19 protein-coding genes are annotated in these 22,022 nt (G+C 69.4%); 14 read left to right on the forward strand and 5 right to left on the reverse strand.

Annotation, left to right across the window (positions count from 1 at the left end; genetic code table 11):
- Positions 1 to 118: 118 nt before the first annotated feature.
- The 7 genes from FHS42_RS24050 (at position 119) to FHS42_RS24080 (ending at position 6,013) form a co-directional block, all read left to right on the forward strand.
- Positions 119 to 763, forward strand: a complete 645-nt coding sequence (locus tag FHS42_RS24050; protein ID WP_184575348.1) for an HAD family hydrolase — start codon at positions 119 to 121, stop codon at positions 761 to 763.
- A 119-nt stretch (positions 764 to 882) separates the two neighbouring features.
- Positions 883 to 2,055, forward strand: coding sequence for an acetoin utilization protein AcuC (locus FHS42_RS24055; RefSeq protein ID WP_184575350.1), 1,173 nt, complete (start codon positions 883 to 885; stop codon positions 2,053 to 2,055).
- A gap of 274 nt (positions 2,056 to 2,329) precedes the next feature.
- Positions 2,330 to 3,145: a phosphatase gene (locus FHS42_RS24060; RefSeq protein ID WP_184575352.1), complete on the forward strand. Its 816-nt coding sequence runs from the start codon at positions 2,330 to 2,332 to the stop codon at positions 3,143 to 3,145.
- Between the two features lie 128 nt (positions 3,146 to 3,273).
- Positions 3,274 to 3,483, forward strand: coding sequence for a helix-turn-helix domain-containing protein (locus FHS42_RS24065; protein WP_014053989.1), 210 nt, complete (start codon positions 3,274 to 3,276; stop codon positions 3,481 to 3,483).
- Positions 3,484 to 3,611: 128 nt separating this feature from the next.
- Complete coding sequence (locus FHS42_RS24070; RefSeq protein WP_003948845.1) at positions 3,612 to 3,710, forward strand: 30S ribosomal protein bS22; 99 nt, start codon at positions 3,612 to 3,614, stop codon at positions 3,708 to 3,710.
- 216 nt (positions 3,711 to 3,926) lie between these two features.
- On the forward strand, positions 3,927 to 4,973 hold the full coding sequence (locus FHS42_RS24075; protein WP_184575354.1) for an NAD-dependent epimerase/dehydratase family protein: 1,047 nt from the start codon (positions 3,927 to 3,929) through the stop codon (positions 4,971 to 4,973).
- A gap of 14 nt (positions 4,974 to 4,987) precedes the next feature.
- Complete coding sequence (locus FHS42_RS24080; protein WP_184575356.1) at positions 4,988 to 6,013, forward strand: lysophospholipid acyltransferase family protein; 1,026 nt, start codon at positions 4,988 to 4,990, stop codon at positions 6,011 to 6,013.
- Between the two features lie 155 nt (positions 6,014 to 6,168).
- Here the strand turns inward: FHS42_RS24080 and FHS42_RS24085 are convergent, their stop codons facing one another.
- The 4 genes from FHS42_RS24085 to FHS42_RS24100 all read right to left on the reverse strand — a co-directional run bounded on the left by FHS42_RS24085 (position 6,169) and on the right by FHS42_RS24100 (position 10,596).
- Complete coding sequence (locus FHS42_RS24085; RefSeq protein WP_184575358.1) at positions 6,169 to 7,446, reverse strand: DUF5667 domain-containing protein; 1,278 nt, start codon at positions 7,444 to 7,446, stop codon at positions 6,169 to 6,171.
- A 325-nt stretch (positions 7,447 to 7,771) separates the two neighbouring features.
- Positions 7,772 to 8,563, reverse strand: a complete 792-nt coding sequence (locus FHS42_RS24090; protein ID WP_184575360.1) for an ECF subfamily RNA polymerase sigma factor, BldN family — start codon at positions 8,561 to 8,563, stop codon at positions 7,772 to 7,774.
- A 590-nt stretch (positions 8,564 to 9,153) separates the two neighbouring features.
- Positions 9,154 to 10,131, reverse strand: a complete 978-nt coding sequence (locus FHS42_RS24095) for an HAD family hydrolase (protein WP_184575362.1) — start codon at positions 10,129 to 10,131, stop codon at positions 9,154 to 9,156.
- A 186-nt stretch (positions 10,132 to 10,317) separates the two neighbouring features.
- Positions 10,318 to 10,596, reverse strand: coding sequence for a glutaredoxin family protein (locus FHS42_RS24100; protein ID WP_184575364.1), 279 nt, complete (start codon positions 10,594 to 10,596; stop codon positions 10,318 to 10,320).
- 372 nt (positions 10,597 to 10,968) lie between these two features.
- On the opposite strand from FHS42_RS24100, the gene FHS42_RS24105 reads away from it, so the two are divergent.
- The 7 genes from FHS42_RS24105 (at position 10,969) to FHS42_RS24135 (ending at position 20,390) form a co-directional block, all read left to right on the forward strand.
- Entirely contained in the window at positions 10,969 to 11,883 is a 915-nt protein-coding gene (locus tag FHS42_RS24105; RefSeq protein WP_184575366.1) for a redox-sensing transcriptional repressor Rex, read from the forward strand.
- Positions 11,880 to 13,775 (forward strand): glutamyl-tRNA reductase, encoded by a 1,896-nt coding sequence (gene hemA, locus FHS42_RS24110; RefSeq protein ID WP_184575368.1) that lies wholly within the window; start codon positions 11,880 to 11,882, stop codon positions 13,773 to 13,775. Before FHS42_RS24105 ends, hemA begins: the two co-directional genes overlap by 4 nt.
- Positions 13,772 to 14,896, forward strand: coding sequence for a hydroxymethylbilane synthase (gene hemC / locus FHS42_RS24115; protein ID WP_184575370.1), 1,125 nt, complete (start codon positions 13,772 to 13,774; stop codon positions 14,894 to 14,896). The genes hemA and hemC overlap by 4 nt, the downstream gene beginning before the upstream one ends.
- Positions 14,893 to 16,557, forward strand: coding sequence for a bifunctional uroporphyrinogen-III C-methyltransferase/uroporphyrinogen-III synthase (locus tag FHS42_RS24120; RefSeq protein WP_184575372.1), 1,665 nt, complete (start codon positions 14,893 to 14,895; stop codon positions 16,555 to 16,557). Before hemC ends, FHS42_RS24120 begins: the two co-directional genes overlap by 4 nt.
- Positions 16,557 to 17,555, forward strand: a complete 999-nt coding sequence (hemB, locus tag FHS42_RS24125; protein WP_376772683.1) for a porphobilinogen synthase — start codon at positions 16,557 to 16,559, stop codon at positions 17,553 to 17,555. The genes FHS42_RS24120 and hemB overlap by 1 nt, the downstream gene beginning before the upstream one ends.
- Before the next feature lie 218 nt (positions 17,556 to 17,773).
- Positions 17,774 to 19,237, forward strand: a complete 1,464-nt coding sequence (locus FHS42_RS24130; RefSeq protein ID WP_184575713.1) for a translocation/assembly module TamB domain-containing protein — start codon at positions 17,774 to 17,776, stop codon at positions 19,235 to 19,237.
- A gap of 139 nt (positions 19,238 to 19,376) precedes the next feature.
- On the forward strand, positions 19,377 to 20,390 hold the full coding sequence (locus FHS42_RS24135) for an NAD-dependent epimerase/dehydratase family protein (protein WP_221476838.1): 1,014 nt from the start codon (positions 19,377 to 19,379) through the stop codon (positions 20,388 to 20,390).
- 216 nt (positions 20,391 to 20,606) lie between these two features.
- Here FHS42_RS24135 and FHS42_RS24140 read toward each other — a convergent pair whose 3' ends face one another.
- Positions 20,607 to 21,905: an alpha/beta hydrolase family protein gene (locus tag FHS42_RS24140; RefSeq protein ID WP_184575378.1), complete on the reverse strand. Its 1,299-nt coding sequence runs from the start codon at positions 21,903 to 21,905 to the stop codon at positions 20,607 to 20,609.
- Positions 21,906 to 22,022: the final 117 nt, after the last annotated feature.

Below are 22,022 nucleotides of genomic sequence, written 5' to 3' on the forward strand. Positions count from 1 at the left end.
TACTGCAGGGGGGACCCTGTGGGAGAGTAGGACGCCGCCGAACAATCTTTGGTAACGGGAAGCCCCGTTGTGGATACACATCCACAACGGGGCTTCTCTGCGTTTGTAGGGTGGTCCCATGCGCTATGACCTGATCATTTTTGATAACGACGGGGTGCTCGTCAACAGCGAGCCGATTTCGAATCGCCTGCTTGCCGCGTACCTCACGGAGTTGGGTCACCCCACCACGTACGACGAAGCGATTCGTGACTACATGGGCTCCGCCATGCATCGCATTCACGACCTGGTGCTAGAGCGTTATGGTCGCTCATTGCCTCCGGAGTTCAACGCCACGTTTGACGAGCGGGTCTTTACGGCCTTTGGTGCCGAACTGGAGGCGGTGGCCGGAGCTGCCGACGTGGTGGGGAAGCTGCGTGCCGACGGTGTCCCGTACTGTCTCGCGTCATCCGGCAGCCATGAGCGCATTCGGGTTGCCCTCAAGAAGACCGGTCTTTATGAGCTGTTCGGCGAGGAGCGCATCTTCAGCTCGCAGGATGTGGGCCGAGGCAAGCCCGCGCCTGATCTGTTTCTGTATGCCGCCGCGGCCATGGGGGTGGCGCCCGAGCGGTGTGCCGTGGTGGAAGACAGCCCACTCGGCGTCCAGGCCGCGCGTGCCGCGGGCATCGACGTCTACGGATTCACCGCGATGACACCAGCGGCCAAGCTCGCGGATGCGACTGCGCTCTTCTCAGACATGTGTGAGTTGCCGCCGCTGCTGCTGTGACGGCTACGGCTCTACGCAGCACGCAGCACGCAGCACGCAGCCGGGCGACGCCGAGGCCCGTTCCCCGTGCAGCTACTCCCGTTCCCTCGGGCCGGGTGACGCCCGATACGGTGACGGGCATGAATGTCCGCGCACACCTAATGTGGGACGAGGCTGTAACGGGCTACAACTTTGGCCCCGGCCATCCGATGGACCCGGTGCGGTTGGGGCTGACGATGCGCCTGGTCGAGGCGTTCGGCCTCGACCGTGAGGCGAAGGTCGTGGCCGCGAAGCCCGCCGGAGATTCCATGCTGCGGCTCGTACACCGGCCGGACTACGTAGAAGCGGTCCGCCGCGCCTCGGCCGACCCGGCCTCCGCCGACGGCTCGTACGGCCTCGGCACCGCGGACGACCCCGCCTTCGCCGGCATGCACGAGGCGGCGGCGCTCATCGCGGGTCAGTCGGTGGGCGCGGCTGAGGCGGTGTGGGGCGGCCAGGCGTTGCGCGCGGTGAACTTCAGCGGCGGTCTGCACCATGCGATGGCGGGCAGCGCGGCGGGGTTCTGTGTGTACAACGACGCGGCGCTCGCGGTGGCCCGGCTGCTGGAGCTGGGTGCCCAGCGGGTCGCGTACGTGGACGTGGATGTGCACCACGGTGACGGCGTGCAGGCGGCCTTCTGGGACGATCCCCGGGTGCTGACGATCTCGCTGCACGAGCACCCTCAGACGCTGTTCCCGCAAACCGGCTGGCCGCAGGAGACGGGGGGCCCCAAGGCCGAGGGCAGCGCGGTGAACGTGGCGCTGCCGGCCGGCACCGGGGACGCGGGTTGGCTGCGGGCCTTCCACGCCGTGGTGCCCGAACTACTTGCTGCATTCCAACCAGAGGTCCTGGTCACCCAGCACGGCGCGGACACGCACATCGAGGACCCGCTAGCGCATCTGGCGGTCACCGTGGACGCACAGCGTGCGGTCGCGCAGAGCTGCCGGCGGCTGGCGGACGAGCACTCCGGTGGCCGGTGGATCGCGCTGGGCGGCGGCGGATACGCGGTGGTGGACGTGGTACCGCGCACGTGGACGCACCTGGTGGCCATCGCCGCGGGCCGCCCGGTCGATCCCCAGTCGGAGACGCCCGATGAGTGGCGCCACGAGGTGTACGCACGAACCCGGCAGCAGGCGCCGCTGCGGATGACCGATGGCCGCGAACCGAGCTGGCGGGGCTGGGAGGAGTGGGGTTACGACCCGGACGACGCGCTGGATCGGGCCGTCGTCGCCACCCGGCGTGCGGTCTTTCCTTGGCAGGGGCTGCTGCCCTGACGGGCCGGTAGGGCAGCGTGGCTGAAACAGGCGGTCGTTTGGCCAACTGGCCGCTGGGATGGCCGGTCGTCGCAGCGCCGAGTCGCGAGCTCGCTGCTGCTCCTCCCGCGGTTTTGGCCGTTGCCGGCTCAAGCAGGCACTGCGCCGGCAACGCAGTGCTCCACGGCCGGCCCGTGGTGCGGTCATCGGCCAACAAGCCTCCCCATTAGGCCAACTGTGGTCCGTATTCGCGTTTTTGAGCGCTGGGCCGGCGCCATCGGCCACCATCATCGGTGTGTTGAGCGCCTCCGAGCTGCGGGCTCATCTGCTCGCGTCGCGGCTCGCCGGTACCGTGGCCACCAGTCGTGAGGGGAGCCTGCGGAGGTATCGGCTGTTCGCGGACCGCGACCCACGGGCGCTGATCGGCCTGGAGCCCGAATACGACTGGTCTTTCACGGAGTTGCTTAGCCTCATGAGCGCTCGGTGCGGTGTTTCGAGTGATCTCGGGTATGTTTCGGGCCAGGATGTGATCGATCCTGACCGTACGGTGGCGGCGCTCGATGCCTTCGCGGATCGGCTGGGATACGTCGCACGGTGGCGTGCCCCGGTGCTGCTCGGAACCGGACATCCGCACCGATTGTTGGGCTTCTACGCCGCTTTAGCTGCTGCCCTGTCGTCAGCGGGCTGTCCCGTTCTCACCCCAGCGTGGGGGCGACGTATCGACATACCGACCCGGTTTGGGCTACGCACGCACAACCTTGAATACGTTCGGGGAGTCGCGCTGATGCAAGAACCCGGCGCGCGAGGCGCGGGGAATGAGACCGGCGTGCACACCCATTCCCCGCTCCCCATTCGTATCGCTTTGGGGGTCGCTGCGGACTCCGACAGCGGCCTGCCTGAGTTGGTCATCGGGGACCACGGATGGGTCTGCGGAGCAGGTCAGCTAGGCATTGAGGCCATCGGGCTCGGCGATAGCGACGATCCCGCGCTGTTCGTTGGTGAGGCCGAGGGACGGGTGTCGGTTGCCGTTCCGCTTGATGACGCTGCGCGGTCTGATTACTACCGGCCGCTTACTCGCTATGTACTCAATCGGGCGTGTCTGTCACAGTAGGCGGCCGAACGCTACTCCTCTTCCCCACTCGTATCACCCGCCCCTAGTCTGGTGAGTGAGCGCACAGCGACGAGGAGTCACCGGAGGGGAAGCCGGTGCCCGTCATGTGCGGAAGGTTCAGGTGTGTCATGGCTGCTGGCGAGAGGCCTCTGAATGAGGTCCAGTTTCTGACCGTGGCGGAAGTCGCCTCGGTAATGCGAGTCTCGAAGATGACCGTGTACCGACTGGTGCACAGCGGTCATCTGCCCGCGATCCGGGTAGGCAGGTCTTTCCGGGTTCCAGAGCAGGCGGTGCACGAGTACCTCCGCGAGTCATATGTGGGGGTGGAGTCCGCCTAGATCGTCCGGTCGTTCGCGTTGACCCTCGGATTACGCCGTTCGCTCGGTGCCAGGTAGGCTGGCCTGATGTAGGTCGTGTGGGCTCGGACGCCCCGCACCGAGTGAAATCGAAGTGAGCGAGGGTAGTCGTGGGCTCTGTTATCAAAAAGCGGCGTAAGCGGATGGCCAAGAAGAAGCACCGCAAGCTGCTCAAGCGCACGCGCGTTCAGCGACGTAACAAGAAGTAAGCGACGCTGTGCGACGTACCGCAGCCCTCTCACCGACACGGTGGGAGGGCTGCGGTGTTATCGGGCGCCGGGCGGGCGGCATATGCCGCGTCATGGCGCGCGGGGTCAGCGCGGTGTCACATCCAGTGGATACGGTGAGCCGTAAGCCCGTAGGTCCATAGCACTGGGCCGGACGGGCCCGGAGCTTTCGCGAGGGTGGGAAGGTAGGCGCTGATCGTGGGCAGGGTCGTGCTCGTCACCGGAGTCGCACGGCAGCTTGGGGGCCGTTTCGTCCGACGTATTCAGCGCGAGCCCGATGTGGATCGGGTGATCGGCGTGGATGCCGTCGCACCGGAGCACCATCTGGGCGGCGCGGAGTTCGTACAGGCTGATATCCGACAGCCCACGATTGGCAAGCTGCTCGCCGAGCACCAGGTGGACACCGTGGTCCATATGGATATCAATGGCACGCCGCTCAACCCCAGAGGCAGCCGTACCGCGGTCAAGGAAACCAACGTCATCGGCACCATGCAGCTCCTCGGGGCCTGCCAGAAGGCGCCGACGGTGGCTCGCCTCGTAGTGAAGTCGAGTACGAGCGTCTATGGCTCAGCGCCGCGCGATCCCGCCGTGTTCACCGAGACCACGCCAGCCAAATCGCTGCCGAGTGGCGGCTTCGCCAAGGACACCGTCGAGGTCGAGGGGTACGTTCGCGGCTTCGCCCGGCGCCGCCCCGATGTCGCGGTGAGCGTGCTGCGCTTCGCCAATGTGCTGGGCCCGTGCGCGGACTCGCCGCTCGCCGAATACTTCGCGCTGCCCATACTGCCCACCATTATCGGCTTCGATCCCCGGCTCCAGTTCGTCCACGAGGACGATGCCATCGAAGTGCTGCGCATCGCCGCGGACGAGCCGCGCCGGGGCACGCTCAACAGCGGCACGTTCAACATCGCGGGGGATGGCGTGCTGCTGCTCTCGCAGGCGTCACGGCGTCTTGGCCGCCCGACGCTGCCGCTGCTGTCGCCCACCGTCACCTGGCTCGGCTCGGTACTGCGCTCGGTGGGCATCACCGACTTCTCACCGGAGCAGATCCGGCTGCTGACCCACGGCCGGGTCGTGGATACGACGCAGATGCGCGAGACACTGGGATTCGTGCCCAGGTACAGCACTGCTGAGGTCTTCACGAACTACGCGCGCAGCCACGGCCCGGGGCTGCTGCCGCCCGAGGCTCTTGCTCGTACCGTCGATCAGCTCGCCGCGGCGCTGCCCGCCGGCGCCGGCCAGAACTGAGGAGCGCAATTACGATGGCGGATGCCAAGGTCATCCCGTTCGGTGAGGACCCAAGGACTCGGCGAAAGGGCCAGCGCGCTGTGCGTACGCAGCGCGCCCAGGCCCCGCTGCAACCCGTGCCCCCGCAGCGCGACGAGGAGCAGCCCGTCGCGGAGCCGCCCGTCGTCGAGGCCGCCGGTGACGAGCCCACGGCGGGCGCCGTGGGCTGGGAGCAGCGGCTAGCTGGCGGGCTCGACTTCCTGCGCCGCCGGATCACCGGTGACTACGAGGTCGATGACTTCGGCTTCGACGAGGAGCTGACCGACCAGGTCCTGATGTCACTGCTGCGGCCGATGTACGAAAAATACTTCCGGGTCGAGGTGCGGGGCATGGAGAACATTCCCCGCACCGGCGGTGCGCTGATTGTCGCCAACCACTCCGGGACCGTGCCGCTGGACGGTCTGATGCTTCAGGTGGCGGTGCACGACCATCACCCGGCCAATCGCCATCTGCGGCTGCTCGCGGCCGATTTGGTGTTCATGCTGCCGGTCATCAGCGAGCTGGCCCGCAAGGCCGGACACACGCTCGCCTGCGCCGAGGACGCGCAACGGCTGCTGGAGCGGGGCGAGGTGGTGGGCGTGATGCCCGAGGGCTTCAAGGGGATAGGGAAACCGTTCTCCGAGCGCTACAAGCTGCAACGTTTCGGCAGGGGCGGCTTCGTCTCCACGGCGCTGCGCGCCCGCGCCCCCATCGTGCCCTGCTCGATCGTGGGCGCCGAGGAGACCTACCCCATGGTGGGGAACTCCAAGACGCTGGCGCGGTTGCTCGGGTTCCCCTACTTTCCGATCACGCCGACCTTTCCGCTGCTCGGGCCGCTGGGGGCGGTGCCGCTGCCGACGAAGTGGACGATCCAGTTCGGTGAGCCGATCCCGACCGACGTCTATCCGCCCGAGGCGGCCGATGACCCGATGCTGATGTTCAACCTGACCGACCAGGTGCGCGAGACCATCCAACACACCCTGTACAAGCTGCTCGTGCGGCGGCGCTCCGTCTTCTTCTGAGCCGGCTTGGCTGAGCCGGCCCGTGCGGCCGGGCGGCGGGGTCGGCCCAACCGGGGTGAAGACGGAGCGCCTAGGCAGTGGCTGGCGGGTGCCAGCGGGGGGCCGGTGGCGCACTGGTCGTGCCGTGGCGCCGGTCGTACGGTGCTCGGGGTGGGTCAGCCGCCGTCGAGCTGTGGGGAATGCGTCGTGTCGTGGGCGTCGAGGCCGAGCCCAGGCAGCAGGTCAAGCAGCGGCGGGACCGTGACGTCCGGCGCCGGTGTCTGACTGCCGCTCTCGTCGGACGGCAGCGAGAGATCGGGGCCGCTCTCGCCGGCCGGCGGCTCTAGGAGGTCGGGGCCGTCGAGCAGGTCGGGGCTCTTCGTGGTCGGAGCCATCGACGGGTGTGGGCTGCCATCGCGCTGTTGTTGCTCCGTACGGTCTGTTGGGCGCGGTTTCGCGTGTCGCGGTGCGGGCCGGTCCGGCTGGGCGGGGACCGAGGCGTTGGGTGCGGTGGGCGCGGGCTGTGTCTCCTTTGCCTCGTCCGGGGCCGGTGGCGTGAGCAGCGATCGCAGCGGCTCGACCTCTTGGTCTATGGCGTCGAAGACCGAGCTCACCTCGTCGCCCATGTCGCTGAGGGGCAGTGGAAGCCGTGCGCGCAGTGCGCTCCAGCCCTCGCGGTGATCGGTGGCGAAGGAGGACAGCTCCCGGATCGGCTCCAGCGAGCCATCGCGCTCGTGCACCCGGTGTAGGAGTCGATGGCCTTCCGCCGCCGCATGCCGCATGCCCGACAGGGCCTTGCGCACCTCGCCGACCGATTCGTGGTCCATCTCGCCCGCGCGGGCGCGCTCCATGAGGCGGCGCGCCTCCTGCATACGGGTGGATGCCTGGTCCAGATAGATGCCGCCGCGGTCGGCGTCGTCGTCGGCCATCCCGCGCTTGAAATCCTCTATGCCCCGCTTGAGGCCATAGAGAGAATCGCCGGGCAGCGCGTCGGAGCTGGCCGTGGCCACACCGCCGAAGGCGCCCGCCGCAACCCCCACGGTCAGGCCCCCCGCCGCCAGTCCCTTGGACCACCGTGAGCGGGGCCGGAATCTGCCGAGCGGGCTTGCCCGATGACTCCCTTTGCCTGTTTTGATCGCTTTTGCGAATTTAGTGTTCTTTGCGGGTTTTTTCGTAGATGGTCCCGAACGTTGTTCGGGTACCTGGATGGCACCTTCAGCGAAGGCCGTCTCCATCGCGGCAATCAACTGAGCCCGCTGAACGGTTTTTGCTGTGGGGTCCAACTCTGGTGCTGGCAGTTCGCCGAGCTCGTTTGCCAGGGCCAGCATGCGGTCACACTCGGTGTTCTCCGCCGGGTGCTCGGACTGGCTGGCTGCCGTGCCCTGGAGTCTGTGCTTCTCCAGGGCCTGGGCGAAGGCGTTAGCCCGCCGGTGCGCCGATACGTTCGCGATCACGGGCGGCACCTCCTCTCGTCATGGTGGTTGACTCCTCAGGGCGCCTTGGAGGTTGCACGCCTTGAGCGCCTCCACTCGATCGAGTGAGTAGTTGCGGGCATGGCGTGACCGCAGGGAGCCTGCATCCCGCACAACGAGCGGCGCGGCAGCCGGGTTACGCGGCCACGATGATCGGACCGCCGACTGGAGTAGGAGTAAGCCGACCGATGGCCCGCCAGCGGATGGCGACGGGGCCGACGGGTGAGCCGCCGAGCGGGTCGAAAGGCGGCCCGCGAGGACGACGGGTGACGTGATGAGGTGCGCCGATGTGACGCGGCTGGGAGGGTCAGCGGGCGTCGTCCGGCAGCAGCCGGGCGAGGGTGCGCACCGCGCGGTACTGGAGGGTCTTGATGGCCCCTTCGTTCTTGCCCATCACGCGGGCTGTCTCGGCAACCGAGAGCCCTTGCAAAAAGCGCAGCGTGACGCATTCCTGCTGTTGGGGGTTAAGCCTGCGGACCGCCTGGAGAAGCGCGGCGTTGGAGAGTGATTCGAGAACGGAGTCCTCGGGGCTTCGCGCGACCTCGTTGGCGTCGAGCATCTCGCCGGTGGTGACCTCTAGGCGAAAGCGGCTTGATTTGAAGTGATCGGCGACCAGGTTACGGGCGATGGTCACCAGCCAGGCGCCGAAGTCTCGGCCCTGCCAGGTGAAGGTACCGATGCGGCGCAGGGCCCGCAGGAAGGTCTCACTGGTGAGGTCCTCGGCGGTGGCCCTGCCGCCGACGCGGTAGTAGATGTACCGGTAGACGGTGTCGGAGTACTGGTCATAGAGGCGGCCGAAGGCTTCGGCTTCGCCGGACTGGGCGCGTTCGACGAGTTCCATCATGCGGTGGCTGTCGCTGTCGGCACTCGGGCGGCGGGTAGTCGCGGGGGAGGCACTGCCGCGGGCTCGTCTTCCGACGGTCGCGCTTCCGTTTGCGAGGGTGTAGCAGGGTGCTGCTGAGGCGGCGGGGACGGGTGTGGCGAATGCGGGGACAGCGGGTACGGCGTACGCGGTGGGGACGTAGCCGCGAAGGCGGTCGATGACCGTTTCGCGGAGCGTAGCCAGGCCCGAGGCGTCAACCCCGACGTGTGGGTACACGGGACTCCCAGAGGCAGAGCTTCCATCACGTGCAGTGCGGGACCGTTCACCCGTCGTAAGGACGTGTGGGTACCGGTTGCGTCTGAGGAGAATAACGCTTCGTATAGGTGACGCTACACCGAGTTGCTTAAATCGCCGTTTCGGTCCATTCTGTAGCGACTTGGCGGCCTATCAGGAGTCGAACGTTGATCGGAAGTTGATCGAAAACCTTCGTGATCTGTTTAATTACGGGGCGTGTTATGGCAATCCGGACGTAGCGGGACTGGGGAGAAACGCGTGCGGGTAAGCGGCCTGGATTGAGTGAACTCGCCTGTGTGCGGCGGCTGATGGGGCCCGGCGGTCGAGCGCGGAGCCCGCCCGGTTTCCGTGCGTTTCGTGTGTTCGGCATGATCAGCGCGTTCCGCATGTCCAGCGTGTGCTGCGTGCTTCCGTGTCCGCGCGGGGTGGGTCCGCGGCTCGGGGCGCACTTCCCAAGGAGGGGTGACCCGCGTGTGGGCGCGGCGGTATGGGCCTGGCCGTCGCTCTGTGTGACGGGCGGCTGGTTGGTGCGGCGTGTTGACTCGGTTCGAGCCTGTGCGGGCCCGTCTTGGTCAGCGGCGCCGGCGGTGCAGGGCGACCGCTGCTGCGGCGCCGCCCGCCACCGCGCCCACACCGGCCGCCGCCGGGATGCCGACCTTGGCCGCCTTGCGGCCGGTGCGGTAGTCCCGCAGTCGCCAGCCGCGTTCGCGGGCGTGCTTGCTCAGTCGGGCGTCCGGGTTGATGGCGTACGGGTGGCCGACGATCGACAGCATCGGGATGTCGTTGGCCGAGTCGCTGTAGGCCGCGCAGCGCGTGAGGTCCAGGCCCTCGGCCGCGGCCAGGGCGCGTACCGCCTCCGCCTTCGCCGGGCCGTGTAGCGGCTCGCCGACCAGCTTGCCGGTGTAGACACCGCCGATGGACTCGGCGACCGTGCCCAGGGCGCCGGTCAGCCCAAGCCGCCTGGCGATGATCGTCGCCGTCTCCACCGGGGCCGCGGTCACCAGCCAAACCTTCTGTCCGGCATCCAGATGGGCCTGGGCCAGCGCGCGAGTTCCCGGCCAAATCCTTTCGGCCATGTACTCGTCGTAGATCTCCTCGCCAATGGACATCAACTCCGAGACGCGATGGCCCTTGACGATGGACAGAGCGCTGTTACGCGCGTCTTCCATATGCGCCGGGTCCTCGACGCCCGCGAGCCGGAACCATGCCTGTTGCCAGGCGAAGCGGGCGAGTTCACGCTTGCGGAAGAAGTGACGCTTATACAGGCCGCGGCCGAAGTGAAAGAGCGCGGCACCCTGCATCACGGTGTTGTCGAGGTCGAAGAAGGCGGCGGCATGGCGATCGCCGGGGACGGGAAATTCTGGTTCTGAGACCTCTTGGACTTCTTGAGCCTCTGCAACGCCTTGAGGCGCTTGCGCGGTCTTGTCCTCGAAGTCCTCGCCGAGTTCCCACGCGGTTTTCCGTGCTGCCTCCGCCGCGGCTTCGCCGGCCAACACACTGCGTGCGGTAGCCGAGCGCCTGCGGGGAGTGAGCCATCCTAGAGCGGCCATAGCGCGAGCATAGCTAGCCGGCTCGGACCAGTCGGAGTCGGGACGATTCGCAGAGCGTGAACATCCCGCTACGGGATTTCTTGCTCCGCTGGTAAAGCCACTGGGCCGCCAGTGCCGCCGGTGCCGCGGTGGGCGTAGGCGGTGGGCCTAGATGGTGGGCGCAGACGGCGAGGTGTGGCGTGTCGGTCAGCCGCCGAGTGCCTTGCGCAGCCGGTCGGGGTGTACGCGCCAAAAATCGTGCTGGTCGCCATCGACGAGGATGACCGGGATCTGTTCCCAGTGCTTGCGGTACAGCTCTTCGTCCTCGGTAATGTCTTTCTTTTCCCACGACGCGCCGAGTTCGGCGCAGACCTTTTCGATCACTTGCTGTGCGTCATCACACAGATGGCAGCCGGGTTTGCCGATCAACGTCACGGTGCTCTCGGCGGGGTTCTTACGGCGCGATCGGGGCAGCAACGGGCTCATGTCGCCATTGTGCCGCCATTGTGCCGCCGTTTGTCGGGTTCGTAGTCAGCGCCTGTGGGGATCGAAGGTGGCGCGCGGTGGATTACCATCGTGGGCGATTTGTTGGCATCCGGGGGCATAGCGGTGAGGAGTGTGGGACGCGTGCTTCCGTTGGCGATCCTGGGGCCGTGGTGGGAATGCAGCGAACGGCGCGAACGGCGCGGCTCGGGTGGCGGTTCCGGAATCGGCCCGAAAGGGCGCGTGACACCCGTCACTTTGCTCGGACAAAGCGGACACCATCTTTGTGCACGCGTTCACAAAGGCATAGCCTGCACTTCACGGGGCGGTCCTGGGACGGGCCGTCCGCAGCCCCGCTCTACCCGCAGGAGCACCGTGGCAACTGGCCGAACTCACCGACCGGCGACCCGAAGCCGAGGGATTCCCGAGGCCACCGTCGCCCGGCTTCCGCTGTATCTGCGCGCGTTGACCGCGCTCTCCGAGCGCTCGGTTCCCACGGTTTCCTCCGAGGAGTTGGCCGCCGCGGCCGGGGTGAACTCGGCGAAGCTCCGTAAGGACTTCAGCTACCTGGGCTCGTACGGCACCCGCGGGGTCGGTTACGACGTGGAGTACCTCGTCTACCAGATCTCCCGCGAGCTCGGCCTGACCCAGGACTGGCCAGTCGTCATCGTCGGCATTGGTAACCTCGGCGCCGCGCTCGCCAACTACGGTGGGTTCGCCTCCCGCGGCTTTCGGGTCGCCGCGCTCATCGACGCCGACCCGTCGATGGCGGGCAAGCCCGTCGCGGGCATCGCCGTGCAGCACACCGACGAGCTTGAAAAGATCATCAGTGACAACGGGGTCTCCATCGGCGTCATCGCCACCCCGGCCGGAGCCGCACAGCAGGTCTGCGAGCGCCTGGTGGCCGCCGGTGTGACCTCCATCCTCAACTTCGCGCCGACCGTGCTGACCGTTCCTGACGGCGTGGACGTACGCAAGGTGGATCTCTCCATCGAGTTGCAGATCCTCGCCTTCCACGAGCAGCGCAAGGCCGGCGAAGAGGCGGCCCAGGACGCGGCGCAGGCAGACGCCACCGCGCCCGCGCCGCCGCCCATCCGCGCGAACCGTGGCTCGTCTGATGGCGGCGCGGGCCGCTCATCGGCCGGGGCCGACGCGACTGCCTCCGCCGGCTCCCGTGCGGCCTCCGCCGGCACTCGGGCACCCTCCGGCAGCACTCGGGCAGCCTCCGGCGCCGCAGCCCGTGACAACAAGGGACCTGACGGGGATGTGCCCGCGGTGATGCCGGCATGAGTTTGCTGGTCATCGGGCTGAGCCACCGCAGTGCCCCGGTGAGCGTGCTGGAGCGCGCCGCACTGCCGGGCGAGCGGCGGGCGAAGTTGGTGCAGGATGCCCTCGCCGCCGAGCCGGCGGCGGAGGCGGCGGTCTTGGCCACCTGTAACCGTGTCGAGTTGTACGCGGATGTGGACAAGTTCCACGCCGGGATCGCCGAGATGTCCACGCTCCTCGCGCTGCACACCGGTGTCGCGTTGGATGAGCTGACGCCGTATCTGTACGTGCACTACGAGGACCGGGCCGTCCACCATCTGTTCTCGGTGGCCTGCGGTCTTGACTCGATGGTGGTCGGTGAAGGCCAGATCCTCGGTCAGATCAAGGACGCGCTCGCGCTCGGGCAGGAGTTGCACACCGCCGGGCGATTGCTCAACGACCTGTTCCAGCAGGCGCTGCGGGTAGGCAAGCGCGCACACAGCGAGACCGGCATCGACAAGGCCGGGCAGTCGCTGGTGACCTTCGGGCTCGAACAGCTCGCTGGCGGGGTACCGGTGGAGCGCTGGGCCGCGGGCAAGCGCGCCCTGGTGATCGGCGCCGGCTCGATGTCCTCGCTGGCCGCGACCACGCTGGCGCGCGCCGGGGTGGCCGAACTCGCGGTCGCCAATCGCACCCTGGATCGGGCGCACCGACTGGCGACCGCGCTCACGGAGCAGACTGCGAACCCAGCAGACCCAGCAGATCCCGTAGGCCCCGTCTACGACGTGGGCCGGATGCCAGCCGCGCGACAGGGCAGCGACGTAAGCCAGCGCAGCGACGCAGGCCAGAGCAATGACGCAGCCCAGAGCAGCGACGCAGGCCAGCGCAGCGACGCAGCCCAAAACCACGGCGCAGCCCAGGCCGACAGCGCGGCTCAAGCCGGTGCCGTTGGCCAAGCGGGAGAGGCCGGCCAGGATGGGCCGTGCGGCCACAGTGACGTCTTTGGACCCGCCGCCGCAGGCGCCAACGCCTCGGGTGCCGCGGCCTCAACCGCAGCAGCAGCCGCCAACGCCTCCGCCGTCATAGGTCTGGCCGCCGTGCCGGCCATGCCGTACCACGAGTGTGTTGCCGGCGTGCCATCGCTGGACGGCACCTCCTGCGGCACGGAAGCTTCTGGGCACGCTGGGCACGCCGCTGGGTATGCCTCTGGACACGGACACGCTGAGCGCCCCGCGCACACCGGGCGAGTCGCCGCGGACGTCGCGGACGCGGCCTGGCATGGCGGGCGCACGGGGCTCATCGCTCGCGCCGTGCCGATCGCCGAGGCCACCGCCGAACTGGCCGGCGCCGACATCGTCGTCTCCTGTACGGGCGCGACCGGCCTCGTACTGGATGCCGACGCGCTGTACAAGGCCGCGGCGCAGCGCCCCGACCAGCCGTTGGCCCTTCTCGATCTGGCGATGCCGCGTGATATCGACGCCGCTGCGCACCGGCTTGAGGGCGTACGACTGGTCGATATCGAGTCGCTCGCCGAGGCGTCAGCCGACGCGCCCATGGCCGCCGATGTGGACCAGGTGCGGGCCATCGTCTCGGCCGAGGTGGCCGCCTTCGGGGCGGCCCAGCGGGCCGCGCACATCACGCCCACGGTGGTTGCCCTGCGCACCATGGCCGCCGACGTGGTCGCCGGGGAGATCGCCCGGCTCGACGGGCGGCTTCCCGATCTTGATGAGAAGCAACGCGCGGAGATCACCCAAACCGTGCGCCGCGTGGTGGACAAGCTGCTGCACGCGCCGACGGTGCGGGTGAAGCAGCTTGCGAGCACGCCGGGCGGCGCAGGCTACGCGGACGCCTTGCGCGAGCTCTTCGACCTCGACCCGGAGGCGGTCGCGGCCGTCAGCCGGGCCGATGGGAACGACCTGAAGCGAGGACGGGCATGACCGACAGCACACCCCTCACCCCCGACTGTCGGGGAGCTCCTCCGGGCCCGGCCGCCGTGAGCAGCGGAGCCGTGGGCAGCGGAGCCGTTGGCAGCGGAGCCGTTGGTTTCGGCGCCGCGCTGCGGCTCGGCACCCGGCGTAGCGCGCTGGCGATGGCCCAGTCCGCCCAGGTCGCCACGGCTGTACGGAAGCTGACTGGCCGTCCGGTCGAGCTGGTGGAGATCACCACGTACGGCGACACCTCGCGCGAGCACCTGGCGCAGATCGGTGGCACCGGCGTGTTCGTATCGGCGCTGCGTGACGCGCTGCTCAGCGGCGCCATCGATCTGGCCGTGCACTCCCTCAAGGACCTGCCGACCGCCGACCCCGCTGACCTGGTGCTGGCGGCGGTGCCGCCGCGTGCGGACCCGCGCGATGCGCTGGTGGCGCGCGACGGCCTCGGGTTTGAGGCGCTGGCTGCCGACGCGTCGGCCGCTGGGCGTGTGGCTCGCGTCGGTACGGGTTCGCCGCGCCGCATGGCGCAGCTCAACGCGTGGGCGCGGGCGTATGGTCTGGCTGTTGAGATCGTGCCGATCCGCGGCAATATCGACACTCGGATCGGTTTCGTCCGCTCCGGTGAGCTGGACGCCGTGGTGTTGGCTGCCGCCGGCCTCCACCGCATTGGCCGGATCGAGGAGGCGACCGAGATCCTCGACGCCGACCTGGTTTTGCCTGCCCCCGGCCAGGGGGCCCTGGCGATCGAGTGTGCTGCCTCGCACCCCGTGTATGGCACTGCGCTCGTTGCCGACCTCGCCGAGCTCGACGACCCGTACACTCGGGCCGCCGTGACCGCTGAGCGATCTCTACTCGCCGCCCTGGAAGCCGGCTGTAGCGCACCTGTGGGGGCGCTGGCCGATTTGCTGGGCGACGGGCAGGCTGTTTCCGAGATGCGCCTGCGGGGCGTCGTTGGCACGACCGACGGCTCCGCGCTGGTGCAGCTATCCACCACTGGTCCCGTACCTACCTCTACTCCTCGCAGTGCAACGCACGGCGCCGTGTCCCCAGCCACGCTGGGGCGCGAACTCGCCGCTGACATGCTCGCGAAGGGTGCGGCCGGTCTTATGGGGGAGCGAGCACATTGAACCCCACCGCCCCGAACCACCCCGGCTGCGGGCACGTCACCTTCCTAGGTGCCGGGCCAGGCGATCCGGGTCTGCTCACGCTGCGCGCCGTGGAGGCACTGGCTACGGCCGATGTGCTGATCGCCGACGCGCAGGTGCTCGACGTGGTGCGTCCGCATGTGCGGCCGAATGTCGCGGCCGACGCGCAGAGCGCACTACGGCAGACCGAGGCTGACGGCGCGTCAGTGGCCGCCGGAGTCCCGGTGCTTAGGGATACCGCCAATCTTGTCATGGTGGCTGCGCGCGGCGGCAAGCGGGTCGTCCGTGCGGTCGCGGGCGACCCTGGCCTCGACGGCAATGCCGGCGAGGAGATGCTGGTGTGCGCCGCCGAGTCCATCGCCTTCGAGGTCGTGCCCGGTGTCGCGGCTGCGGTCGGCGTGCCGGCCTACGCCGGGGTGCCGCTGCGCGACGCGCGAGGCACGGACGTGCGCTTCGTCGATGCCCGTACCGCCGATGAGCGGTGCTGGGGCGAGGTCGGCGCAAGCGACGGCACCGCCGTGGTCACGGCCACGCTGGAGACGGTCGCGGCTGCCGCGGGCGAGCTGGTGGCCGCGGGCCGTAAGCCGGACACGCCGCTGACGGTGACCGTCGCGGGCACCACGACGCGCCAACGCACCTGGACGGCAACGCTTGGCACCATCGCGCAGGTCTTCAAGTCGGCCAAGGTGCTGCCCTCATCCGATGGGGGCCAGCCCGTCATAGCCGTGGTCGGTGAGCGTGGCGCTGCCGGACGGCGCGATCGACTGTCGTGGTTTGAGTCCAAGCCGCTGTTCGGCTGGAACGTGCTCGTGCCGCGTACGAAGGAACAGTCCGCTTCGCTCTCCGACCAACTGCGCTCCTACGGTGCGGTGCCCAGCGAGGTGCCGACCATCGCCGTGGAGCCACCGCGTACCCCGCAGCAGATGGAACGGGCCGTCAAGGGCCTGGTCACCGGGCGCTACGAGTGGATCGCCTTCACCTCGGTCAACGCGGTCAAGGCGGTACGGGAGAAGTTCGAGGAGTACGGGCTCGACGCCCGCGCGTTCGCCGGCATCAAGGTCGCGGCGGTCGGTGAGCAGACCGCCAAGTCGCTGATCGAGTTCGGCGTCAAGCCGGACCTGGTGCCCAGCGGCGAGCAGTCCGCCGCTGGGCTGCTGGAGGACTGGCCGCCGTACGACCCGGTCTTCGACCCGATCGACCGCGTCTTTTTGCCGCGTGCCGACATCGCCACCGAGACGCTGGTGGCCGGGCTGATCGAGCTGGGTTGGGAGGTGGACGACGTCACCGCCTACCGGACGGTGCGCGCGTCGCCGCCGCCGGTCGAGACCCGCGAGGCCATCAAGAGCGGCGGCTTCGACGCGGTGCTCTTCACCTCGTCATCGACCGTGCGCAACCTCGTCGGCATTGCGGGCAAGCCGCACAATGTCACTGTCATCGCCTGCATCGGCCCGGCTACCGCGAAGACCGCGGAGGAACACGGCCTGCGGGTGGATGTGCTGTCGCCCGAGCCCTCGGTGCACAAGCTGGCCGAGGCACTCGCCGAGTTCGGCGCGGCGCGGCGGGTTGCCGCCCTGGAGGCCGGGGACCCGGTCACCCGCCCGAGCGAGCGGCGGCCCGGATCACGTAGGAGGGCACGCTCTTGATGGAGTACGGCAACTTTCCCGGGGCCAGGCCCCGCCGGTTGCGCACCACCCCCGCCATGCGGCGCATGGTCGCCGAGAATCGGCTGCACCCGGCCGAACTGATCCTGCCCGCCTTCGTCCGTGAGGGCATCAGCGAGCCGGTGCCGATCGCGGCCATGCCGGGCGTTGTGCAGCACACCCGGGACACGCTGCGCAAGGCAGCCGCCGAGGCGGTGGCTGCCGGGCTCGGCGGGATCATGCTCTTCGGAGTGCCGGAGGATGCGAAGAAGGACGCCGTGGGCACGCCGGGCACCGATCCGGACGGCATCCTTCAGGTCGCGCTGCGGGACGTACGGGCCGAGGTCGGCGACGACCTGGTGATCATGTCCGATCTGTGCTTGGACGAGCACACCGACCACGGCCACTGCGGCGTCCTGGACGCCGCGGGGCGGGTGGACAACGATGCGACGCTGGAGCGGTACGCCGAGATGGCCCGTGCCCAGGCCGAGGCGGGCGCGCACACGGTCGGGCCGAGCGGCATGATGGACGGTCAGGTCCGGGTGGTCCGCGAGGCGCTCGACGGTGCGGGGCACCAGGACGTGTCGATCCTGGCGTACACCGCGAAATACTCCTCCGCCTTCTACGGCCCGTTCCGGGAGGCGGTCGGCTCCTCGCTCAAGGGCGACCGCAAGACGTATCAGCAGGACCCGGCCAACGCCCGCGAGGCGTTGCGCGAGCTGGCCCTCGACCTCGCCGAGGGCGCGGACATGGTGATGGTCAAGCCGGCGTTGCCGTACCTGGATGTGCTGCGGCAGATCGCGGACGCGGCGACGGTGCCGGTCGCCGCGTACCAGATCTCCGGTGAGTACGCGATGGTTGAGGCAGCCGCCGCCAACGGCTGGATCGAGCGGGACCGGGCGATCATGGAGACGCTCACGTCCGTGCGTCGGGCCGGGGCGGGCATGATCCTCACCTACTGGGCGACGGAGGTCGCCGGCTGGCTGCACTCCGAGCGCTGATGGCCGCGCCGGGACGCGTTCCCGGTTGGCTCGGCTAGCTCGCTAGCCCGGTGGTACACGTGCACGGTGGCCGCTTGCCCACTGGCTCTTTGAGGCTCCGCCCCTGGATTTCGTCGCCGGGCGGAGCCTTTGCCTTATCGTCGCGGCCTTACCGTCTCGGCCCTGGGGCTGAAAGCAGAGGTTGACAGCCGTGCGGCGTGACACCAGAGTCCCGGCTGGTGGACATCAGTGATCTCACGCCTGCCGAGCTGCGGGTATGGCGAGCCTTTCCCCGGGGTACGGCCGTGGACTTCCGCGCGGCGGACGACGAGGAAGCGGCGCAGGGGGCGAGCTGGGGCGCGGAGCGGACCGTACGGGCAGCCGTGTTGCGAGCCCTACTCCTCAACGCTTCTTTAGAAGACGGTGAGATACCCGCCCTGCACCTGGAGGGCGCGCGGGTCACCGGGCTCCTCAATGTGCAATACGGCACCATTGACCACGCCGTAGAACTGAGCAACTGCTTCTTCGACAGCGTACCCCTGCTGTACGCCGCCCGGCTTCGCCAACTCAATCTGACCGGCTCCGTGCTGCCCGGACTGGCCGCCGCCACCGTTCAAGTGGAGGGCATGGTGCAGTTGACCGGCACCCAGTTCTTCGGGCCGGTGCGACTCGGCGGGGCGGAGATCGGTGGGGCGCTGTTCCTGGACGGATGCGTGATCGCTCCGCCGGACACGGTCTGGCCCGCGCTGCGGCTCGGCTATGCGACCATCGGCGACAATCTGTGGGCCCCCGGGCTACGCACGCACGGGGAGGTGCGGCTGAGCGGCGCCTCGGTCGCCGGGTCGATCACCCTCAACGACGCGTGGCTCAGCCACCCGGGCAGCGTCGCACTCGACGGGCAGACGCTGGTGGTGGAAGGCGACTTCCACCTGCGGCGCGTACGTACGCAAGGCTGGATCGGCCTTCGGGGCGCGCGCGTCACCGGGCGGCTCGACCTGTCGTACGCACGCCTGTCGAACCCCGGCGAGGCGGCGCTGCGCGCGAGCAGTTGCACCCTGGGCGAACTGTGGTTGCGCAAGGGCCCGGCCATCGACGGCGTGGTCAATTTGCGCCATGCCCAGATCGACGTACTGCTCCTGGAACCCGAGGTGCTTCCGAACGAGGTCCTCCTCAACGGCCTCGCCTACGGCAGTCTCACCCCGCACGAGCCCGCGGAGCGCCGGCTGCCCATGCTGGACAAGGAGCGCGAGGGGTACCTCCCGCACGGTTACGAGCAGTTGGCCGCGGCCTACCTTCGCGTCGGCGACGACCACGCCGCCCGCGCCGTCCAACTCGCCAAGCTCCGCAGACACCGCCGGACCCTGCCGTGGTACGGCCGCGTGTGGGGTCTCCTCCAAGAGGTCACGGTCGGCTATGGCTTTCGCCCCATGCTCGCCTGCGTGTGGCTGCTGTCCCTGCTCGCCGCCGGCTCGGCCGCCTACGGCCTGCATCACCCCCGCGCGCTCAAGGCGGACGAGGCCCCCGACTTCAATCCGGTGTTCTTCACCCTCGATCTGTTGTTGCCGGTGATCTCCTTCGGTCAGGAGGGGGCGTTCGCCCCGCAAGGGTGGTATCAGGCACTTTCCTACGCCCTCGTCATCGCCGGCTGGCTCTTGGCCACGGCGGTCTTCGCCGGCGTGACCCGAACCGTCAACCGCCAGTGACCGCCCCCTCGTAGAGCGCGCGAACGTGAGCTCTGCATGCGTTGGGCGCGCGAGTTCCGCCGAGGGCGATTCCGCTGTCAGCGTGCGGGCGTTCCGTTGGGGCGCCGCCGGGGGCAGAGTCAGCCCTATGAGACTGCTGATGCTGGGTGGGACGGAGTTCGTGGGGCGCGCCATCACGGAGGACGCGCTGGCGCGGGGGTGGGAGGTCACGGTCTTCCACCGGGGCCACCACGCCGCGCCGGCCGGGGCCCGGGTGCTCCTCGGCGACCGGACGGCCGCGGACGGGCTCGGGGCCCTGGCGGTGGGTGATGGCGCCGGGCACGAGTGGGACCTCGTGGTGGACACCTGGTCGGGGGCGCCCGCCGTCGTACGGGATGCGGCCGAGGCGTTGGCAGGGCGAGCCGGGCGGTATGTGTACATCTCCAGCGGCTCGGTGTACACCTACCCCTCAGCAGCCGGGCACGACGAGAGCTGGCCGGTGGTGGCGGCCTCCCCCCATGACGGCGCGACCGGCGCTGACGGTGAAGAGATCGACTATGCGCGGGCGAAGCGCGGCGGGGAACTGGCCGTTGTGGCGGCCTTTGGGGAGCGGGCCCTCCTCGTACGCGCGGGGCTGATTCTCGGCCCGTACGAGAACATCGGGCGGCTGCCGTGGTGGCTGGGGCGGATGGCGCGCGGTGGCCCCGTTCTGGCGCCGGGGCCGCGCGAGTTGGCGGTGCAGTACGTGGATGTACGAGACCTGGCCGCGTGGTGCCTGGACGCGGGGGCTGCGGGGCTCGGCGGTCCGTACAACGTGATCAGCCCTCCGGGGCACACCACCATGGGCGCGCTGCTTGCGGAGTGCGCACGGGTGACGGGTGGCAAGGCCGAACTGCGCTGGGTTGACGCCGAGACGGTCCTGGCGGCGGACATCGCACCGTGGACGGACCTGCCGGTATGGGTGCCCGAGGGAGAGCTGTACGACACGCTGCACCGTGGTGATGTGGCCAAGGCGCTGGCGGCCGGGCTGCGGTGCCGTCCCATGGCGGAGACGGTTGCCGACACCTGGTCTTGGCTGTGCGACCTCGATGGTGTGGCTCCGCAGCGCCCAGACCGCCCCAGCGTCGGCCTCGATCCGGAGGTGGAAGCGAGGGTGCTGTGGGGGGCGTCATAGGCGCTGCGCGCCGGTGGCGCGGGCTGCGCGCCGGTGATGCGGCGCTGCGCGCCGATGGTGCGGGCTGCGCGCCGGTGGTGCGGGCCGCGGGGCTGTGCATCGGGTGCGCGGGCTGCGCGCCGGTTATGCCGGCTACGCGCCGGTGAAGCGGGCTGCGCGCCGGTGAAGCGAGCCACGCGCTGACCATGCGGGCTGGCGGTGCGGCCCGCGCTTCGGCTAGGCGATGAACCGCACCTGCGGGTAGCGGGGCGAGGGGGCGTCCAGGAGGCGCTGCGGGCGGTGCAGTAGGTGTCGGGTGAAGAAGGCGGTCAGATAGGCGCGGCGGACGGCGACGAACCGGGCCGGGTCCACGGTGCCGATCTGCCGCAGCGCCTCCTCCCGCACGCCGAACTCCTCGTCCAAAATGGGCAGTATGTGCTGAAAGTCGGTATACGACTGGTGGGCGGCCTCCTTCGACCACAGGTCGCGCTTCCAGCCGGGCGAGTTCTTCCAGAGCGCGGCGAGCCCGGCGGCGTGTGGGGAACGGTGGTGGAAGGGCTCGGCCGAGTCCTTGCCGATGTTGCTGCACATGAGCAGGAACGGTTGCTGCACGCCGCTCAGGGCCGCATCGATGGGCTGGTTCAGGCCCTGGACGAGCGGGCCGTCCTGCACACAGCCGGCGCGAATGCGGCGGTCGGTGCGCATGGTGTCGAAGAGGCCGGAGGGGCCGATGGAGTGCCCGTATCCGCCGATCCGGGAGGTGTCCACGGCGCCGCACAGGCCGCGCGGCAGGGGCCGGCCCGCCGCGTCCGGGTTGTGCCCGCTGGCCAGCTTCTCCAACTCGTCCACAACGAACCGCAGATCCGCCACCCTGGTGGCGATGGCCGCCCGCACCATCTCATCCCGAGGCAGCCCGGTGAGGAGCGGTGAGGCCGTGCGGAGCCGGCCGTCCGGGAACTCGACCGCCATCGCGTCGTAGGTGTGGTCCACGGTGACCACGAGGTAACCCCTGCTGGCCAGTTCCGATATGACGACGGTGTCGGAGTTTCGGTACGACCCGAAGCCGGGCGTGTAGAGCACCACCGGCCTGGGGTGCGGGCTCGGGGCAACCGGAACGCCGGCCCGCGTATGCGTGCCGATGCCGTGCCAGTTGACGGCGCCGTCCGGGAGCCCGAGTTGGGAGGTGGCGTACGTCGAAAAGGCCGTGTCGAGTCCGGGTGTGGAGTACGGCAGGGGCGGGCCGTCGCCGCCGGGCCGGGCCGGGTACCAGATGCTGATCATCAGTTCCCGGGGCTGATGCGGCTCGTCGGTCCACCGCTCGTTGCGTGAGCGGTCGATGAGATGGAGATGCGTGGCGCCGACCTCGTTGCTCCCGGTCGGGGCCGGGAGGTCGAAACGGAACGCACCGCCCCTGGGCGCGGCCGTGGCCGTGGCCGCAGCTGCGAGAGGGGACGACAGGGCAGCGGTCAGCCCCACTGCGGCGGCGCCACCGAGAACGGCGCGCCGGGGCAGGGGCGTTGAACGAATATGCCTCATGGCTCGACCCTGTCACGGGGCCGGCGCGGCGCAGCGCGGGGGGCCCTGCTGCGGGCATATGTACGGGCCGGCACGGCGAAGGCCCCGGGCCGCCCACATGGCGGGCCCGGGGCCGTG

The organism is Streptomyces zagrosensis, from assembly GCF_014203645.1.
GTDB classification, from domain to species: domain Bacteria; phylum Actinomycetota; class Actinomycetes; order Streptomycetales; family Streptomycetaceae; genus Streptomyces; species Streptomyces zagrosensis.

Excerpts from the sequence above, each read along its gene's own strand:
- FHS42_RS24050 (WP_184575348.1), top strand. The coding sequence starts at position 119 with ATGCGCTATGACCTGATCATTTTTGATAACGACGGGGTGCTCGTCAAC.
- FHS42_RS24055 (WP_184575350.1), top strand. The coding sequence starts at position 883 with ATGAATGTCCGCGCACACCTAATGTGGGACGAGGCTGTAACGGGCTAC.
- FHS42_RS24065 (WP_014053989.1), top strand. The coding sequence starts at position 3,274 with ATGGCTGCTGGCGAGAGGCCTCTGAATGAGGTCCAGTTTCTGACCGTG.
- FHS42_RS24080 (WP_184575356.1), top strand. The coding sequence starts at position 4,988 with ATGGCGGATGCCAAGGTCATCCCGTTCGGTGAGGACCCAAGGACTCGG.
- FHS42_RS24095 (WP_184575362.1), bottom strand. The coding sequence starts at position 10,131 with ATGGCCGCTCTAGGATGGCTCACTCCCCGCAGGCGCTCGGCTACCGCA.
- FHS42_RS24100 (WP_184575364.1), bottom strand. The coding sequence starts at position 10,596 with ATGAGCCCGTTGCTGCCCCGATCGCGCCGTAAGAACCCCGCCGAGAGC.
- hemA (WP_184575368.1), top strand. The coding sequence starts at position 11,880 with ATGAGTTTGCTGGTCATCGGGCTGAGCCACCGCAGTGCCCCGGTGAGC.
- hemC (WP_184575370.1), top strand. The coding sequence starts at position 13,772 with ATGACCGACAGCACACCCCTCACCCCCGACTGTCGGGGAGCTCCTCCG.
- hemB (WP_376772683.1), top strand. The coding sequence starts at position 16,557 with ATGGAGTACGGCAACTTTCCCGGGGCCAGGCCCCGCCGGTTGCGCACC.
- FHS42_RS24135 (WP_221476838.1), top strand. The coding sequence starts at position 19,377 with ATGCTGGGTGGGACGGAGTTCGTGGGGCGCGCCATCACGGAGGACGCG.
- FHS42_RS24140 (WP_184575378.1), bottom strand. The coding sequence starts at position 21,905 with ATGAGGCATATTCGTTCAACGCCCCTGCCCCGGCGCGCCGTTCTCGGT.